The organism is Methanobrevibacter sp. (assembly GCF_045126245.1).
In the GTDB taxonomy this organism is placed as follows: domain Archaea; phylum Methanobacteriota; class Methanobacteria; order Methanobacteriales; family Methanobacteriaceae; genus Methanocatella.
In genome coordinates this window covers 1-20,073 of the sequence record NZ_JBGVOG010000053.1, presented here as the reverse complement: position 1 = coordinate 20,073, position 20,073 = coordinate 1, and the positions used below count along the sequence as shown (strand labels likewise).

The 20,073-nt window shown below is 36.8% G+C and carries 13 protein-coding genes; all 13 read left to right on the top strand.

The window, feature by feature from the left end; genetic code table 11:
- The coding region (locus ACJMLZ_RS04005; RefSeq protein ID WP_405304066.1) for an Ig-like domain-containing protein at window positions 1–1,164 on the top strand (1,164 nt) is incomplete at its 5' end.
- Window positions 1,165–1,345: 181 nt separating this feature from the next.
- Complete coding sequence (locus tag ACJMLZ_RS04000; protein WP_405304065.1) at window positions 1,346–6,343, top strand: cobaltochelatase subunit CobN; 4,998 nt, start codon at window positions 1,346–1,348, stop codon at window positions 6,341–6,343.
- Window positions 6,344–6,351: 8 nt separating this feature from the next.
- A complete protein-coding gene (locus ACJMLZ_RS03995; protein ID WP_405304064.1) occupies window positions 6,352–7,059 on the top strand; it encodes a DUF2162 domain-containing protein in 708 nt (235 codons plus the stop codon).
- Window positions 7,060–7,067: 8 nt separating this feature from the next.
- The gene (locus ACJMLZ_RS03990; RefSeq protein ID WP_405304063.1) at window positions 7,068–7,712 is read left to right on the top strand and encodes a MotA/TolQ/ExbB proton channel family protein; all 645 of its coding nucleotides are present in this window, start codon (window positions 7,068–7,070) and stop codon (window positions 7,710–7,712) included.
- A gap of 12 nt (window positions 7,713–7,724) precedes the next feature.
- Entirely contained in the window at window positions 7,725–8,051 is a 327-nt protein-coding gene (locus ACJMLZ_RS03985) for a DUF2149 domain-containing protein (protein WP_405304062.1), read from the top strand.
- Between the two features lie 194 nt (window positions 8,052–8,245).
- On the top strand, window positions 8,246–13,219 hold the full coding sequence (locus ACJMLZ_RS03980) for a DUF3344 domain-containing protein (protein ID WP_405304061.1): 4,974 nt from the start codon (window positions 8,246–8,248) through the stop codon (window positions 13,217–13,219).
- A gap of 144 nt (window positions 13,220–13,363) precedes the next feature.
- Window positions 13,364–13,834 (top strand): methylated DNA-protein cysteine methyltransferase, encoded by a 471-nt coding sequence (locus ACJMLZ_RS03975; RefSeq protein ID WP_405304060.1) that lies wholly within the window; start codon window positions 13,364–13,366, stop codon window positions 13,832–13,834.
- 307 nt (window positions 13,835–14,141) lie between these two features.
- Window positions 14,142–15,206 (top strand): NAD(P)-dependent alcohol dehydrogenase, encoded by a 1,065-nt coding sequence (locus tag ACJMLZ_RS03970; RefSeq protein ID WP_405304059.1) that lies wholly within the window; start codon window positions 14,142–14,144, stop codon window positions 15,204–15,206.
- Between the two features lie 91 nt (window positions 15,207–15,297).
- Window positions 15,298–16,854, top strand: a complete 1,557-nt coding sequence (locus ACJMLZ_RS03965) for a chloride channel protein (protein WP_405304058.1) — start codon at window positions 15,298–15,300, stop codon at window positions 16,852–16,854.
- Window positions 16,855–17,355 carry a nitroreductase family protein gene (locus ACJMLZ_RS03960; protein WP_405304057.1) on the top strand — a complete coding sequence of 167 codons (501 nt, stop codon included), beginning with the start codon at window positions 16,855–16,857 and terminating at the stop codon, window positions 17,353–17,355.
- A gap of 43 nt (window positions 17,356–17,398) precedes the next feature.
- Window positions 17,399–18,076 (top strand): Cna B-type domain-containing protein, encoded by a 678-nt coding sequence (locus tag ACJMLZ_RS03955; RefSeq protein WP_405304056.1) that lies wholly within the window; start codon window positions 17,399–17,401, stop codon window positions 18,074–18,076.
- A gap of 166 nt (window positions 18,077–18,242) precedes the next feature.
- Window positions 18,243–19,214 (top strand): methenyltetrahydromethanopterin cyclohydrolase, encoded by a 972-nt coding sequence (gene mch / locus ACJMLZ_RS03950; RefSeq protein WP_405304055.1) that lies wholly within the window; start codon window positions 18,243–18,245, stop codon window positions 19,212–19,214.
- A gap of 160 nt (window positions 19,215–19,374) precedes the next feature.
- A partial coding sequence (locus ACJMLZ_RS03945) for a DUF4013 domain-containing protein (RefSeq protein ID WP_405304054.1) occupies window positions 19,375–20,073 on the top strand: 699 nt, incomplete at its 3' end.

The following is a 20,073-nucleotide window of genomic DNA, read 5'->3' as shown; positions in this document are numbered from 1 at the left end:
GCCGATGCTAGTATGGATGTAATCATTGGTGTGTCCACTGAACTTTCAGCCGTCTACAAGGACGGTATATTAACTGCAACTTTGGTTAATAAAGCTACTGGTAAAGGAATCAATGGTGCTGAGCTTATCGTAAGTTTTGGTAATGATTATGATGATTCTGATAATTCTGATGATTCTGATGATTATAACGATAATCCTAATGAATACACTGTCAAAACCAACTCCGACGGTCAAGCTACTGTCTCTACAAGAGATTTAACTCCAGGACAATACACCGCAACAATATTATTTATCGGCAATAGAGATAGTTTATCTTGGGCAACTCTTGACATTGAAGTTAAGATTGATGGATTCTTCATAGTCGAAGACATTTCCGTCGAATACAGCAGTGATGTCAATTTGACTGCTACTTTAATCAACTATGCAACCGGTAAAGGAATTGTCGGCGCTACAGTCGGATTTAAATTCAACGGCAAATCATACAGCGCAAAAACCGATAGTAACGGTCAAGCCACAGTAACCATTACAGGATTGAACCCTGGAAACTACGAAACAACCGTAACCTACAACGGTAACACCAAATACAACCCTGCAAAAGCAACATTCAACGTACTTGTAAACAAAATCACAACAAGCTTTGACCTATACTATGATAGCCAAACCAACGAAGTTGTTGCTACCCTGATTAATGGAGCAACTGGAAAAGGAGTATACGGAGGTACAGTAGGTATTTTCCTCAACAACGTTAAAAACATAATCGTAACCGATAAAAACGGACAGGCAAGACTTTCACTAGGAAATGTGGATCCAACCACTTTCACAGCATACGCATCATATGCAGGAAACACCAAATACTTCGCAACAGGCAGAACAATCACTCCAGTCGAAAACAAAGTGATTTCATGCATATCCGCACAATACAACAAGGAAAGCAATGAAGTAGTCGCCACTTTAATAAACACAGAAACAGACAAACCAATTATCGGCGGTACTGTAAGCATTGTTGTAAACAATGTTAGAAACACCTTAAAAACAGATTCCAACGGCCAGGCAAAAGTTTCTCTAGCTGACCGGATTCCAAACGTATACACTGTTGTCAGCTCATACTCTGGAAACATCAAATACACAGCAACAACAGAAACAAGAAGCGTTGTAAAAATTTAAAAGGGGATTCATTAATCTCCTACTTTTTTTATTTTTTTTCTAGATTGGCCGTAATATTTTTCGCATTTTTTAAAAGTAATACTTTTCATATGATTTTTAACTAATTAGTAATACTTTTAATATAAAAGTTTATTATTATCTTTTTAATAAATATTATATATTGTAAGATGAAGGGATTTTTGTGAGAAATTATAAGAAGTTGTTCATAATATTCATTGTATTATCTTTTTTAGTATTGGTTCCGGTCAGTTTTGCTTCACCGGATTACAGTTTGGATAATGCGGATAATGTTCAGGAAGGGTTAGCTGTAGCTAATTTAAGCAACAGTAATCTAAATAAAACGCTGTTTATAATTTCTGATAGTCCTGGAACTAATATTCTAGACTCTGCAAGTGATGATATTTATAATGCGGAAAACTTATCTGGCTTTAATATTGTCCTGAGAAGCGGAGAACAGGTAAAGGATATGGATGAAGATGAACTGTATTCTTTGTTTTCATCTTCCGATGCGTTCATTGGTGAATGGATAAGTACTGATGTAGATTCTGTTTTGACAAATCTTTTAGGCAAGTACCCTGATTTATCCAACAAAGAACTGTTTTTGATATTGGAACTCCCTTCAGGTAATCTGAATTCAGGTTCCAGTTCCATTAACTTAATTAGAAACAATACTCTGAATTATCAAAAAATATTCTTATCATACACCAATGAAGAGTTAATTGATTATTTTAAAAATACAAAAAGGGGAAATTCATACAACGATATTAACAGCTACATTAATAGTGAAGGGTTAAAGTTCAATGATGTTTTCAATCAATTAGTTCTCTACAAAGATATAAATGACAGGGATAATCTTAAGAATCAGATTTTATTCACTTTAAATTATTTGGGTTATGATTTTTCATATAATCTTCCGAATTTTACAGGCACTAAAAACTATGGGATTTATCGTGATAGATGGTATTCCCTAGATGAATATGTCGCCACTTATTTTGATTCATCAAGAACACGCACAATAGGGATTTTGGAAAGTACAATGTACATCCTTTCTCAACAGTTACATCCAGTCAATTCATTAATAGAGTCATTAGAATCAAAGGGTTATAATGTAATTCCGGTTTATGCAGCGGGAGGATCCGCCGAACAGTTAAGGGTCATGGTCGAGTCTTGGACCAGTGCAGGCAACGACATATCAGGATTCTTATTGAATTCCTCTAATTTTGACACTTATGTTGACGGAATTATTTCCATGGTTGCTTATGGTGTAGGCGGCGAAAACTTTTCAAAGGCCGTTGACTTTTTTGAAGAGTTGGGAGTTCCGGTTTTCAGGGCTGTTCACTCTGACTATGTTTCAAATGAAATGTGGGAGTTGGGTTCAACAGGCCTGACTACAGAAAAAAGTGATAAATGGTGGCACATTACAATAGCTGAAACTCAAGGAATCATTGATGCAACATATGTTGGAGGTCAATCCAGCTATATTTCTAATTTAACCGGGGCAAGGATTACCACATATGTCCCTTATGAGAGAAATATTGACCTTTTGACCGATAGAATTGATTCCTGGGTGGATTTGAAATACACTTCCAATGAAGATAAGCTAATCTCAATAATTTATTATAACTATCCTCCGGGAAAGCAGAATATCGGATCCAGTTACCTGGACACAATCAAAAGTATCTATAATATTCTCCATACTTTAAAAGATTCCGGTTATTATGTTGGGGATTTGCCTTCAAATGTAAGTGAACTTGAAGATTTGATGTTGAAATGCGGTATCAATGTAGCCACATGGGCTCCAGGCGAGCTTGAAAAGTTAGCCAATCAGTCAGGCGTTACCCTTTTATCAGTCGATGAATATACAGAATGGTTCAACTCTTTGGATGAGATTGTTAAGATACAGGTTCGTGAAGGGCCTGTTGCATATATTGGTGAGCTTTCAAAAAGAGCTGTTGAGCTTGATTACACTGTAACAATTGGGGATACAATCGATGACTGGTTCAATCAGATTGTCGCTTTGCTTCCTGAGGAAAAAGCTGAAGAATCAAAAGTAGTTTTGACCAATATAGTGTCTGCATTAAAAAATTTCACACAAACTAAAAATTTTGATTACTTTAATCTGTTTTTACAGTACTCTGATGAGTTTAAACAATTAAATGTCTCCGGTCTTAACGGTTGGGGTGACAGCCCTGGAGATGTGATGGTTGTAAATCGTAACGGTTCATATTATTTTGTCATTCCTGGATTGACTTTTGGAAATATATTCATAGCGCCTGAACCTCAAAGGGGTTGGGAATCCGACATTGAAAACCTTTATCACTGTACAGCTGTTGCACCTACACATCAATATCTGGCGGCTTATTATTACATGCAAACCAAGTATTCTAATGCAATGGTGTTTGTGGGAAGGCATGCTACACATGAATGGCTGCCTGGAAAGGAAATCCTGTTGTCTGCAACAGATTACGGGTCTGTTGTTGTCGGAGATGTTCCTCAAGTATATTTCTATATTGTCGACGGTTTGGGAGAAGCCATTCAGGCAAAAAGAAGAGGTTTTGCCGTCATGATTTCACACTTGACTTCTCCGATGTCTTACACTCACATATATTCCAATTTGACTGCTGCAGCTAGTTTAATCAATGACTATAAAAACGATCCCAATGAGGAAACAGCTGATCAATTACGTGAGTTAATTATTGAAAATGACTATTCTATGAACATTGGCCTTACAAAAGATGAAGTTATGAATATGTCAAGCAATTTACTTATAGATAGGGTCAATAATTTCTTAGTTGAAATGCAATCTACATTGTATCCTTTGGGACTTCATGCATTAGGTGAATTCTGGAATGAGAACGATTTGGCGAGTACGGTTTCTGCAATGATGTCCTATGATTATGTGCTGGAAAACAACGGTGGAGTTATAAATCTATTCACAGAACTTTCAGACTATTACTTCTCAAAGTCTTACAGCGAATTGTCTGCACTTGAAAGGGAATTCATATTAAATAAATCTTATGATATCACAAAAGCGTTGATTTATTGGGATGTCGATACTGTAAACAGTGTATTGATTGCTGAAAATGACAAATTTGACAATCCGACATTCAGAGCTTGCCTCAATTTGGCTAAAAATTACATTGACCTTATTAATTTCAGCGTTGCAAATGAATTGAATTCAATGCTTGATGGCTTAAATGGCAGATACATACCAATTGGTGAAGGCGGGGAGGTTGTTGTCAAGCCGTCCGTTCTTCCAACAGGGACTAACATGTTCCAAGACCAATCATCAGAGCTTCCGACAAAGGATGCATGGGAATATGCAAAAACCCTGGCTTTATTGACACTTTCCGATTTGAATGACACTACTGAAAAAATCATAATGGGAATCTGGTGTGTCGAAACTGCAAGGGATGACGGTGCTTTGGTTTCAGCAGTTCTTTATCTTTTGGGCATGAAACCTGTTTGGACAGATTCATCAAGTGCAGGTTACGATGATGAGGGAAATCCTACTGGTAAAAAGGTAGGGGCAATGCCTGAAGTTATCAAATTAAAAGATTTGACTCGCCCGGACGGATGGTCAAACAAAAGAATAGATGTAACTGTAATTACAAGTGGCCTATTTAGGGACTTGTACTCCTCACAGGCAGTACTTCTTGATAATGCATTCAGGGTAACATTGGCCAGGTCATACCAAACATTAATCAGGAATGCAACATTGATGAATTCGGAACATGGCTCAGAACTGAAAGAGGCCCTTGCAGGAGTAATGGAAAGCATTAATTATTATGGGGTTTCAAATGAGCCTTTAGAATCTAATTATGTTGCACAGCATTGGATTGAGGATACATTATACTATTTGAGTGTGGGATATAATGCAACCTATGCCGGAGAGTGTGCAATTACAAGAATTTTCGCACCGCCAAATGGGGATTATGGTGCAGGAATATCCAAATTGGTATCAATGTCATGGACTTGGAATGAAACCAGTGAACTTGCCGACTTCTACCTTGGAAGAATGGGAAACATGTATTCCAAAAACTACTGGGGTGATACAAACCCATTGGTTTTCTTAAGGGCGCTATCAAACTCAGATACAATTGTGGCAAGTCGTAATACCAATCAGTATGGTGTGCTTGACAACGATGACTTCTTTGATTACTGGGGCGGTCTGTCAATGACTGTGGAAGAAATTTCAGGAAACGCTCCTAAATTCAATGTTTTGATGTATGCCAATAAGAATACTGCGTATATCTCATCCCTAGAAGAGGTGATGTATAAGGAAATCGCTGCAAGATATGATAATCCGGATTGGATTAGCGGAATGATGGGTGAGGGTTACAGCGGGGCCCGTTATATGTCAAATAAGTTTGTAAGCAACTTGCATGGCTGGCAAATTACAAGGCCTTCTGCAGTTACGGATGATTTATGGAATAGGGTTTACAATACATATTACAATGATAAATATGGTTTAGGAGTTAAAGACTGGTTAATGAGCGGAAATAATGCTTATTCGCTTATTTCCATGAGTGGAACAATGCTTACAACAATCCATGACGGATATTGGAATGCCAATGAGGCCACAGTAAGGGATATTGCAAATACCTGGGCACAGGCAACAGTTCAAAATGGAGTTGCATGCTGTGATTGCAGCTGCGGTAATCTGGCAATGATGCAATGGGCTGTTCAATATGTAAACCCGGATATTCTAGCTCAATTGCTTCCTAAATTATATGATGCTACTAAAAATCCGGTATTCTTAAATAATACACAGTCAACTGTTGTTCCTGAATCTCAAACCAGTGATAATCAAAATGAAGCTTCAACCCAAAATCCTGTTGAAGGGTCCACATCATCTTCAACAGTCAAATCAAATTCGACTTCAACAAATGATGATGTCATTCAGAATGGAGACAGTCAGGGCGATGCATTTTCAAATGTGGGCGAAGGAACTGAAACATCTGAGGCAGGCAGTTCATCATCTCAGGGAGCTGATGTTAAAAAAGCTATTGAAATCAATCCGATCACTTCCCAGTCTGCAAGTGAGGTTGGATTGTCAATAGTGGCTGTTTTGGCAATTTTATGTTTGATTATGGTTGTAGCGGTAGGATACTTTAGAGACAATAATGATATTGATAAAAATCAGGATTTGGATAAGCTTTTCAATGAGAAATTATAGGTGTTTAAATGGATGCAATTAATATGTTATGGCAGTTGGGGATTTTATCTGCTGTTTTAATTTTTGGAATTAAGTTAGGGCTTGCAACTGGCCTTGCCAATATGTCCAGAAAATATTTGGCAATGGTTTCAGTTGGCTATGGTGGTGGAGTATTGATATTGACTGAAATCTCTTCACATTTCACACAACAGATTACAGATTTGATTTATACTTATAATTTTGAATTTTTCCTGATTATGGCTTTAATCATGATTTTAGCAGGCATATTCACAATAAGGGAATATAAGGTGTTTGAAAGAAATACTACTGCAGCTACTTGTATGGCTGTTGTAGCACCATGCCCGTGCTGCTTTGGATCAATTATTGTGAGTATAATGCTTGTGGCTCCGACTGTAGGATTGGGGCTCATGGATTTAAGTTTAGTTGTAGCCGGAGCATTGGTTTTAACTATTGTTTTAACTTACTTCGCATCCAATTATATTGTTAAGTTTATAAATAAACCATATCCGATTGTTTTAGGTAATTTCATGTTCTTTTTAGGAATTTATTTCTTGTTATCAGCATTGTTTTTACCGAATATTACAGCTATGATTCAAAATCCGATGGATGGAATAACAATATCCTCTCCATATTCTTTAATTGGAACATTGATTGTATTTCTTGCAATCATCGCAATTGGCGGAATAATCTCAAGGAGAAACAGTAATTTTAATTAGGTGATTTAATGGTATCTACAATTCCCGGCAGTGATATATTAACTTCAAGCTTAAATATGATTTCCCAAAGCCTGCAAATTCCTGTAATTATCTTTTTGGTAATCTTTGCAGTGTTTGCAGTTTTAGCTATTGGGGGGCTTATTTCAGAATACACTTCAAGAAAGAAAATCACTCCGGATATTATAGAACAGCTGATTTATTCGATTTCTAATGCAGGCTCTTTAGAAGAAATTAAGAATATTATTGAAAATGCAAAGATTTACAACTCTCAAAAAGTTGTATTGATTAAAATATTGCGTTCAAGTTCTTTAACACCTGATTCCAGGCATGCTTTAGCTAAGAAATTAATAGAATTTGAAGAAAATAACTTTACAAAAACAATTGAAAAAACAGATGTCGTTACACGTATTGGGCCGACATTAGGTTTAATGGGTACATTGATACCTATGGGTCCGGGGCTTGCCGCTTTAGGTGCAGGTGATGTTAATACTCTTGCCAGTGCCATAATTGTTGCATTCGATACGACCGTTGTAGGTATTGGTGCCGGTGCTGTAGCTTACTTTGTATCTAAAGTAAGGCGCAGATGGTATGAAGAGTATCTATCTAACTTGGATGCATTGGCAGATGCATTGCTTGATAAATTAAGTCAATAAGGGGTTTTTGTTATGGTTCGTGAAAAAGGTCGAAAAAGGTTTTCAGAAGGCGAAGAAGACCCGATGGCAGGGACTACAAACCTTGTTGATGCAATGCTTGTAATAGCTGTCGGTTTGCTGATTTTTGTTGTTATAAGTTGGAATATGCAAAGTGTTGTATTTCAAAACAATGACCAGCAGCCTTTAGATGCGTCTTCTGACAATGTAAAGGAAGTTTCAGAGGGACAGGTCTTAAATGAAACTCCTGATACTTCTGATAGTTCTGGTCAAGGCTATATGGAAATGGGTAAAGTATATAAGGATCCTTCAACGGGAAAGCTTATAATGGTTGAAGATTAGTACTTTTTTTACATCAATTTTATCCTTTTTTTTATTTTTTCCCATATTATTTATCTTTTTGAAAACTTTTTAGAAAAGTATATATTATTATTACTTTAAACTATTATTGTACTAACATGAATAATAAATATTAAATATATTTTATTACTTCAAGTTAAATTTTTGTACGATGAAATATTACAATGGGAGATAATATGGTTAATAAAAAATGTTTATTTATATCTGTTTTTCTTTTCATAATCGTTCTCTCAATTGGTGCGGTATCTGCTCAAGATGCGGATGATGCAATTGTGTCTAACAGTACTACTGTTGTTTTCGCGGATTCAGGCACTGTTTCCGGTGGAGTCGATGTAGTCACTGAAAATCCTTGGAATACGACTGGCGTGCTTAGTTATGATATTCCTTCAGATGCAACAACAATTAGGAGTGCGGATGTGTATGTGAATGTTTATGGCGGTAGTGCTAAGAATACTTATGGTGCTAATGCTAACATTACCATTACTGCAGGGGATAAGAATGCAGAATATAGTGAATTATTATGGATTGAGGAAGGTAGTTCTGATGGAACTGTTTACACTGTAAATGACCACACTACAAAATGCTATTCTGATTATATGATTCATTATGATGTAACATCAATGTTAGATGGTTTAAAAGGAACTGATTTAAATATTGATGTTTCCACTTTCGAAATGGATAATAAGACTTTTGACGGTAGAATTAAATTGATTGCATTGGTTTTGGCTTATGATGATGGTGATGATGATGTAATTAATTATTGGATTAATGATGACCAATTGTGGAGTAAAACCAATGTCACTATTACTTTCGATACCGATAGTGTAACTGACTTTACAGAAGCCAGTTTGGTTAATGTTGTCCTTTCAAGTGCTGACGGCAGTTATAAATTTAATGATGAGTTTTTAGGCGATGCTGATATTCATGAGTCAGGTAATTATTACCAATACAATGAATGGGATGTAACTGATCTCATTGAACCTGAACAGAAAACTGATTTGGATGTTATTTATGCTGGAAGCAGTGCCTATGGCTCAATCAAAAATGCTTTATCTGTTTTAGTTATAGGTAACGGTATGGACCAGGATAATATAGTTTCAGGTGGCGTTGATGTTGTAGCCGTAAATCCTTGGAATACAACTGGTATGCTTAGTTATGATATTCCTTCTGATGCTATATCAATTAGGAGTGCTGATGTATACGTGAATGTTTATTCTGGCAGTGCTAAAAACAATTATGGTGCTAATGCCAACATTACTGTTAAAGCAGGCGGTAAAAATGCTAAATACAGTGAAGTGTTATGGACTGAGGAAGGCAGTTCCGACGGAACCGTTTATGTTGTAAATGACCACACCACTAAATGCTATTCTGATTATATGATTCATTATGATATAACCAGTTTAGTATATGGCTTGAATGGAACCGAGTTGAGCATTGACGTTTCCACTTTCGAAATGGATAACAAGACTTTTGACGGTAGAATTAAATTGATTGCATTGGTTTTAGCTTATGATGATGGCGATAATGATTTCATTGGTTACTGGATTAATGATGAGCAACTGTGGAGTAAAACTAATGTCACAATCACCTTTGACACAGAGGATATACTTTGGTTAACAGAAGCTGATTTGGTTAATGTTGTCCTTTCAAGTGCTGACGGCAGTTATAAATTGAATGATGAGTTTTTAGGTGATGCTGATGTTCATGAGTCAGGCAATTATTATCAATACAATGAATGGGATGTAACTGATCTCATTGAACCGGAACAGAAAACTGATTTGGATGTTATTTATGCTGGAAGCAGCGCCTATGGTTCAATCAAAAATGCTTTATCAGTTTTGATTATTACTAATGTTATAACTCAGGAAAACACTGTTTCAGGTGGTGTAGATGTTGTAGCTGTAAATCCTTGGAATACAACTGGTATGCTTATTTATGATATTCCTTCTGATGCTACAGACATTAAGAGTGCTGATGTTTATGTGAATGTTTATTCAGGTAGCGCTAATAACAATTATGGCGCTAATGCTAACATTACCATTACTGCAGGCGATGCTATTGGTAAATACTCCGAATCATTGTGGACTGCGGATGGCAGTACTGATGGAACTGTTTACTATGTAAATGACCACACCACTAAATGCTATTCTGATTATATGATTTATTATAATATAACTGATTTATTATATGGCTTGAATGGAACCGAGTTGAACATTGATGTTTCTACTTTTGCAATGGATGGCAGGCAATTTGATGGTAGAATTAAATTGATTGCATTGGTTTTGGCTTATGATGATGGTGATGATGATTTAATTAGTTATTGGATTAATGATGACCAACTTTGGAGTAAAACTAATGTTACAGTCACCTTTGACACTGATGATGTAACTCTTTTCACTGATGCTAATTTGAAAAATGTTGTCCTTTCAAGTGGTGACGGAAATTACATGATTAATGATGAGTTTTTAGGCGATGCTGATGTTCATGAGACAGGTACTTATTATCAATACAATGAATGGAATGTAACCGATGTAATTGAACCAACTCAAAAAAATGATTTGAATGTTTTTTATGCCGGAACCAGCGCTTACGGTTCAATCAAAAATGTTCTTTCTGTTTTAACTATTAACAGATATGCTCCTGAGATTTCAATAATTCCGGAATATACCAGTGTTCCTAGCGCCTATGCTGGAACTAATAATACCTTAGTTATTAATGTCAAATCCACAAAACCAGGCAATTACACTATTAAGTTATATTCAGATGGTGATGCAGTAGATGAGAAAAATATTACTTTAGTTGAAGGTACAACAGGAATTTTATTAACTGATCCTACTATCCGACCTCTTGATGCATCAACTGTTAACGGTGCTGATAATAATCTGGCCATGTATACTGTTGAATTATACTACAATGATGTTTTGGTAACAGCTCAAGATGCAAGTTTCCCTGTTTTGTATAATGGTAATTTAGGTTATGACTTTGAATATAATGTAACTGGATTTGAAGAAATTGCCCCTATCACCGTCACTGGTGATTTTGTCATTGATGTTAAAGATGCTAGTTCTTATTTAAGTGCCAGTGCCATGAACAGGACAGATAACTGGGCAATCGACTTAAACAGCAAATCAACAATTACTGATGCATTTGTTTATGTTCCTTATAATTGGTTCAACGCTAAATCTTACACTGAAGGCATGGACATGTTTGACGTGACCTTCAATGGTGCTAGTGTTGCCCCAATTGCTTGGTATAGGGATCAAAGTAATTTAGGTAACTACGGCCGATACGGTTATGGTGTTTTAATTTATAATGTTAGCGATTTAATTGGCGTTGGTGACAATTCCTTTGTTTTAAATAAGGTTAATCCTACTCCTGCAGTTTATCCAAGTGCATTAATATACATGTACAACACTGCGGGCAGTAAAATTACTAAGACAGTTTCTATTTTGAACGGTGCTGATTTACTTTCAGTCACTAATAATGTTGCGGATAGAACTGTAAAATCAGATACTACAATAATCGTTGGCTCCACTGAATTTGATAATGCTATATTTTATGTTTTAGCTGCTGGTGCTCAAGCTTATGAGTCTGATATTGTATTCAACGGCAATGTTTACAGTGATGTTTGGAATGGAACTAGTCAGACTACTGATTTGTTCACTGCTGATGTAACCGGTTTACTTGATGAGAGTAACTCAATTTCATTTGTTGCTACTGGCTCAACAATCTTGGCATTACCACAAATCATTGTAACATCTAAAGACATTGGTATAAACACTGCTTTATCTGCCGTTTATGACTCTGATGCAATGAAAGTGATTGCTACTTTAACCAATAATGTGACTGGTCAACCTCTTAAGTCTGCAACAGTCAAGTTTTCAATAAATGGTGAAAAATATGCCATTAAAACTAATTCCAAAGGTCAAGCTGAAATTTCTACAGCGGATTTAGCTCCTGGAACTTATACTGCAACTGTCTCTTATGGCGGTTATAACAAGTATTATCCTTCTAAAGACTCTGTTAAATTCATTATTAAAGCAAACACAACAGTTTCAGCTGATTATAATAAGGATGCTAAAGAATTAGTTGCTACTTTAACTAATGATGCTACAGGCCAACCTATTAAAGGATTCACTTTAAGGGTTAAACTTGATGGCGTGACCTATAAGCTTGTTACTGATGCCAATGGTCAAGTTAAGTTATCTACTGCGGATTTAGCTCAGGGAACTTATACAGCTACTGTTACCTTTAATGGAGGTACCAAGTATAATCCATCCAGCACCAGTATTCAGGTCATAACTTCTAAAGATAATGTGGATATTCTTGTTGAAGACCTTTTCAATAGATATGGCGATGTTGAGTTAGGTGCTTTCTTAGTCAATCATGAGAATAATCAATCAGTTAAAGGCGCTACTGTAGGATTTAAAATTAACGGCACAACTTACACTGCTAAAACTGATGCTAATGGTTTGGCTAAAGTGACTATCTCCGGTTTAGCTCCAGATACTTACAGTGTTGTTGTTTCCTACAATGGAAATAGCAAATATAACCGTGCAAGTAAAACCATTACTGTGGTTGTAAACAAAATATCCACCCATATCAATGCATATTATGACAGCCAAAGCAATGAAATAGTTGCTACTTTATTCAACGATTATACCTTTGATTATGTTAAAGGAGGTACCGTTGGTTTTGTCATAAATAAAGTTAAAACTCTCGTGGTAACAGACGCTAAAGGTATGGCTAGACTATCTCTTGACGGTTATGATCTAAGTTCATTTAAAGTAACTGTTTCATATGCCGGAAACGCAAAATATTTCGGATCTGTTAGGTCAGTATTTGGTGAAGTAAATAAAACAGCAACTGACATTTCAGCCGCTTATGATGTGGAAGACAATGAGATAGTAGTTATGGTAATGAATAATGAAACCAGTCAGTTTATTAAAGGTGCTACTGTGGGTATTGAAATCAACGGTGTCAAAAACATTGTGAAAACTGATGCTAACGGTTTTGCTAAACTCGCAGTCGATGATTTAGTTCCTGGAGCATATGTTCTAACAAGTTCCTATTCAGGAAACACCAAATACTCTGGTACAAGTGAAACCATAACAGTAGTAAGAACAACACTAGACTATGGATTGGCATAATTCCATAGGGTAGAAATCTAAATATAAAAGGGGATTCATAAATCTCCTACTTTTTTTTATTTTTTTTAAAATTGACTAATCAGTTAATCAAAGTTTATATACTATAATTTCCAATAGTTATACTAAACTTTTAAAGGTGAAATTATGGCTCGCAAATCTTTCAACGAAAAATTAAAAGACTCTAAGGATATGCCGAAAATAATTGAAATCGACGACGAAAGATCGATTGACATATATGGTGGAAATCAGATGCTGATAGCCCCGCCAATCGAATACAATGACATCATGGCTCAGGTTCCCGAAGGCAAGCTAATCACTGCAGTGGAAATCAGACAATTTCTCGCAGATAAGCACGGGGCAGAATTCACATGCCCTATGACAGCCGGAATATTCATATCACTTGCAGCCCAGGCAAGCTGTGAAAGGCAGGATGACAGGATTCCATTTTGGAGAACCCTAAAAAAGGACGGGGAACTGAATCCGAAATATCCCGGCGGAATTGAATACCAAAAGGAAATGCTTTCAAGGGAAGGCCATACATTTACAACAAAAGGTAGAAAAAACATAAGATATTTTGTTGAAAACTATAAAAATAACTTATTTTCATTGAAATAATTTCATTGCGGATATGTCTTTTCATATTCGCACATTGAAATGTACAAATTTGGTTAATCTTATCTTATTTTTTAATATTTTTTTATAATTTTTGAACTAAAATGTTAATTTAATAAAATTTTCATTATATGTTGAATATTTTTTAATTCAATTGGCAAGATTTAAATAACTTCAAAATTAGACATATAACCATAGTTGATTATATTCGGTGTGATGGGGTTATTTAATGAAAATAATTTCTGATTTCATTTGAATATATTTTTTTTTAAATAGTCAACCTTTAAAAAATAAATTTGGAGTTAAAAACATGAAAGGACTAGCAAGAATCGATCAAGACGTAATGGACTGGGTAGAAAAGGACAAACCTGAATGCGGACCATATGATGCAATCGTCAAACCTATTGCACTTGCACCATGTACTTCAGACGTTCACATCGTTTGGGGAAACGCATACATGAGCGATGCGCCAAACAGGATTCTCGGACACGAATCCACCGGTATCGTTGAAGAGGTAGGAAGCCATGTAAAAGACTTCAAACCAGGTGACCGCGTAATCGTACCTGCAATTACTCCTGACTGGCTCACTGTTCCAGGCCAACAAGGATTCGGCCAACACTGTTACGGAATGGGAACAGGTATGAGCTTCATTACATTCAAGGACGGAACATTCGCAGAACACTTCAATGTAAACCAAGCTGACGGTAACCTTGCACACTTGCCTGACAACGTTTCACTTGACCAAGCCGTAATGATTTCCGACATGATGACAACCGGTTTCTATGGTGCTGAACTTGCAGAAATCAGACCTGGTGACACCGTAGCGGTATTCGGTATAGGTCCTGTAGGACTTATGGGTGTAGCAGGAGCACACTTCATGGGTGCATCAAGAATTCTTGCAGTGGGAAGCAGACCGGTATCTGTAAAAGTTGCAAAAGAATATGGTGCTTCTGACATTGTTGACTACCATGACGGTGATACAGTTCAGCAGATCATGGATTTAACCGACGGTGCCGGTGTCGATAAGGTAATTGTCGCCGGTGGTGGAGCATCTACCGTTGGGGAAGCTTTAGAAGTTCTTAAAGTAGGTGGTGTATTGGGTAACGTAAACCACTATGACGGTGTTGCCGAAGTGCCATTGCCTGCGCTTGCATGGGGTGCCGGACTTGCTGATAAAACAATCCGTGGTGGAGTATGTCCTGGTGGACGTGCCAGAATGGAACAGCTCGTAAAATTGGTTGAATACGGCAGATTCGACTCAAGTAAATTAATCACCCATAGATTCACTAACTTTGAAGACATCTATGAAGCAATGATTATAATGAGAGACAAGCCACGTGACCTTATTAAACCTGCTGTAATAATGGATGAATAAACTTGAATCATACTATAATTCCTTTTGAATTATAGTATCAATTTCTTTTTTTGTGAAAAAATTTTATATGATTTTGTATATAGTATAATTAATGAAAGCTCTTGAAAAGACATTGAAATCAGTGGCCGAAAACCCGAAATATATATTTCGTTTGACAGTTCAGGGTGTGATGGTAGGCATATTTGCGGGATTGATGGTTTGCCTTTACAGATTTCTTCTTTATGGTTCTGAAAATATTTTAAGGGGTTATTTGGCAAGCATTAAGGGCAATATTTTATACATGATTTTATTTTTCATAGCCCTGGCAATAATGGGTCTTTTGATAGATTGTCTGATTAAATGGGAAAGGGACTCTGCCGGAAGCGGAATACCTCAGGTATATGCCGAGATAAAGGGTCATATGGAAGCCAATTGGGCAAAGGTGCTCTTCTCTAAAATTGCAGCAGGAGTCCTGACAGCTCTTGGCGGACTGTCCTTGGGTCCCGAAGGCCCGTCAGTTCAAATTGGAGGTATGGCCGGAAAGGGTGTTGCCAAATTATTCGGGGGATCAAAAACCGATGAGCTGAGACTGATTCTTGTAGGTTCTGCTGTAGGTATCACTGCAGCATTCAATGCGCCTTTGGCAGGAGTGATATTCGTTTTTGAAGAAATCAACCATGGTTTTGACAAGACATTGGTGTTCATTGCGCTTGTCTCAGCCATTGTTTCCGATTTCATCTCCAAAGTCATATTCGGCCAGGCAACCATTCTAAGCTTTCCCGTATTGAACATACCTCTGGATGCATACTGGATTTTAATTGTTTTAGGTTTGATAATCGGCCTTTTGGGATATGTTTACAATATGGGAATGATCAAGTCAAGCGATCTTGTCTCAGGCCTTAAGATTCCGTCCTGGCTTAAGTTCGTATTGGTATTCATGGTATCCGGCGTTGTTGCCCTCACAATTCCTGAAATAAGTGATGGAGGTCACTTCATGATGGACATGCTGGATGTGGCAGTTCCGTCTTTGGGAGTTTTGGTGCTGCTTTTAGTAATGAAATACCTGTTTTCAATGTTTTCATTTTCATCAGGAGCTCCCGGAGGAATATTCCTGCCGATTCTGGTACTTGGAGCCTATATCGGTGCTGTGTTCGGCTCAATGGTCGTGCCTTATTTCGGATGGCAGCATGATTTGATTTACCGCTTTGTAATCATTTCAATGGCGGGATTTTTTGCCGCAACAGTCCGCTCTCCGATTACAGGAATTGTTCTTCTCGCCGAGATGAGCGGTTCGACAGAGTCACTGGTTGCTATGATTATCGTTTCCCTGATAGCTTATGCGGTTCCGACACTTTTGGCAAATGAGCCTATTTATGAGTCATTATATGACAGGCTGCTTTTAGATAAAAATCAGGAATACGTAAAAAAGCCGTCAAAGCATGTATTGTCCGAGTATATCGTTCCGCTTGATTGCAATTATATCAATTTTAAGATTAAGGACATTCCATTTCCAAAAAATGCAATCGTTGTATCTGTAATCAGAAACGGCAAATATATAATTCCGACTGAAGACTTTCATATAATCTACAGCGATCAGATAAACATCTTGACTGATGTGAATGACTATCCTTATGTAAGGCAGGAGATTGAAGATTTGTTTGGTGGTTAGATGAGTATTGTTTTTAAAAGGCGTTCCGTTCGAAAGTTTAGAGATGAGAAGGTTCCGGATGAACTGATAGAAAACCTGTTAAGGGCAGGCATGCAGGCACCGTCATCGTGCAATGCGCAGCCTTGGGAGTTCATTGTGGTTTCAAAAAAGGAAGATAAATTGGCTATTTCAGAGATGCACAGATTTGCAAAGCCTGCCGCCGGAGCGTCCCACCTGATTATCACTTTAGGGAATTTAAATCAGGCAAAGGTAATAGGCATGATAGAGCAGGATTTGGGAGCATGCAATGAAAACATTCTGCTTCAGGCAACCCATGAAGGTCTTGGTGCTGTATGGTTAGGTTTTCACCCGATTGAAGACCGTACGTTGAAACTGAAGGAGTATCTGGAAATCCCGGATTATTGCATTCCGTTTTCAGTAATCTGTGTCGGATATCCTGCAGGTGAGGGTGAAGTGAAGCTCAGATATGACGAGTCAAAAATTCATTACGATAAATATTAATTATGAGGATGCTAAATTATAAGTAACTATGTGAGGTTATATTATGAACAAAAAGATTTTTGCAATACTCTTTATTTCAATCTTTTTAATTGCAGCTATCGGCTTTGTTTCAGCTGCTGATGAAGGCGGCGATAAGGCTTCAAATCCGATAAAAGTTAAAATAGTTTGGAATGATAATGGTCAAACAGCCGATAGGCCTAGTCAAGTCACAGTAAACCTTTTAAAAGATGGAAAAGTAGTTGAATCCGTTAAGCTGAAGGATTCCAATTCCTGGAATGCAGTTTTTAAAACTCAAAATGATGGCGGAAAGTATAAAGTGGTGGTGGCAGACGGCATCCCATCGTATTCCGTTTCACTAAATGGTAATGTCAATAGCGGTTTTGTAATTTCTGCGGTTCTTAAGGAAGCCCCATTGAAGGCCAGCGGGGAGGATTCCTCTTTGCTGAATGCCAGTGATGACGGCAATGGAACCGGCGACACTAACAATACCAATAACAATACAAATAATAATACTAACAATAATACAGGCAATGATACAAACAATACCAACAACACAAGTAAAGATGTTTCCAATAAAACAAAAGAAGTTAAAAATGATGGAAAAGACGTTAAAAAGGATAAACCACATAAAAATGTATTGAAAAATACAGGTATTCCAATTGCTGCGTTACTGTTAGTTTCTATTGTTGCAGTATTTATTCCGTTTAGAAATAAAAAATAGCTGAAGTAGATGTTTAACATCTACAATATTTTTCTTTTTTTTAATCATTCAAGTCTCAAATCATCTCTTTTTTTAAATTCAATTAGACACTTTTAAATAATAATAGAAATAAACTTTTAATTAATAACTTAATGATTTAAGTTAATATTTTATATGAGGTTAAACTATGGTAAGTGTAAACGTAGAAGCTAAAAAAACCGTAGATGTAATGATTGAAAAAGCAGATGAATTAAACATCGCTGTTGCAACTTTAGACAATGGCGCTACTGTCATCGACTGTGGTGTAAATGTAGATGGAAGTTTTAAAGCAGGAGAACTTTATACTAAAGTTTGTCTTGGTGGACTTGCAGATGTTGGAATTTCAATTCCTGGAGATTTATCTGAAAAATTCGCACTTCCTTCAGTAAATATTAAAACCGACTCACCTTCCATTTCAACATTAGGTTCCCAAAAGGCAGGTTGGTCCGTATCTGTAGGAGATTTCTTTGCATTAGGTTCAGGTCCTGCCAGAGCTATTGCATTAAAACCTGCAGAAACTTATGAGGAAATCGGTTATGAAGACAAAGATGCAGATTTGGCTATTTTAACTTTGGAAGCTGATGTATTGCCTGGTGAAGATGTTGCACAATACATTGCTGATGAATGTGATGTTGATGTAAAAGATGTCTACTTGCTTGTAGCTCCTACTTCTTCTCTCGTTGGATCTATTCAAATTTCAGGTAGGGTAGTTGAAAACGGAACCTACAAAATGTTGGAATTCATTAAATTTGACGTAACCAAAGTAAAACATGCTGCAGGTATTGCACCTATTGCACCTGTTGACCCTGACGGACTCAAGGCAATGGGTAAAACCAACGACGCAGTATTGTTCGGTGGAAGAACTTACTACTATGTTGAATCTGAAGAAGGCGATGACATTGCTGATGTTGCAGCTCAATTACCGTCTTCCGCTGCTGACGGATACGGCAAACCGTTCTTCGATGTATTTAAAGAAGCAGGATTTGACTTCTACCAAATAGATAAGGGAATGTTTGCTCCTGCAGAAGTAGTAATCAATGATTTGACCACAGGTAAAATCTATAAGGAAGGATTTGTCAACGCTGACTTGCTTAAGAAATCCTTCGGTGTGGATGAATAGATTTTAATCTATTCTCACTTTTTTTCTTTTTTTTTAAAAAATTCTTTCATATAATTATTGCCGTTTTGGCTAGTTTTTTGCTTAATTTTAAATAGTATTACTTTTAAATATAAAGATTATCTCAACGAGATATTTTTATTTAATTTAAAGGTGATTAAAAATGGAAATAATGGATATTATCAAAGAAGCATTTCTTTTCCCATCACAAAATTTAGAAAAATTAGCGATATATATAGTTATTACATTCGTTGTAGGTATTTTAATTGGTGGTGGAGTCATTTTGACTGCATTCGGAGCTTATGCCGGCGAATATGCCTATGTAATTTTGTCCTTTATCTTGATTATTCTTGGAATTATTGTTTCATTTATCATTTCCGGTTACCAACTGGGCATTTTAAAGTCCGGTATCGATCAAGTGCCTGAAGCACCAAGCTTTGACTGGAAAAATGATTTGATTAATGGAGTTAAAATGTTAGTAGTTTCAATCGTGTACTTCATCATCCCTATGATTATTACATTGATTATTGCATTTGTTACCAATATTCCAGGCCAATTCATTGACATCTTCCAACAAGCGGCAGTGGCTCCTGCAAACGTAACTGCAGCTACTAATGCAACTGCTCCTGTTGTAAGCGGTGTTTCAGAGGCTGCTATGGCTGCTTTAGGAACTTCCATAGCTATAACTGCTATTATTGCTGCTGTATTATTCATCATATTTGCATTCCTCCACACTATGGGTGAATCAAGATTGGCTAATACAGGCAGTTTAGGTGAAGCTCTCAACATCCCTGAAGCGTTCAAGGACATTACAAGAATCGGTGTTGGAAAAGTTGTTGCTGTAATAATTTTAATGATTGTT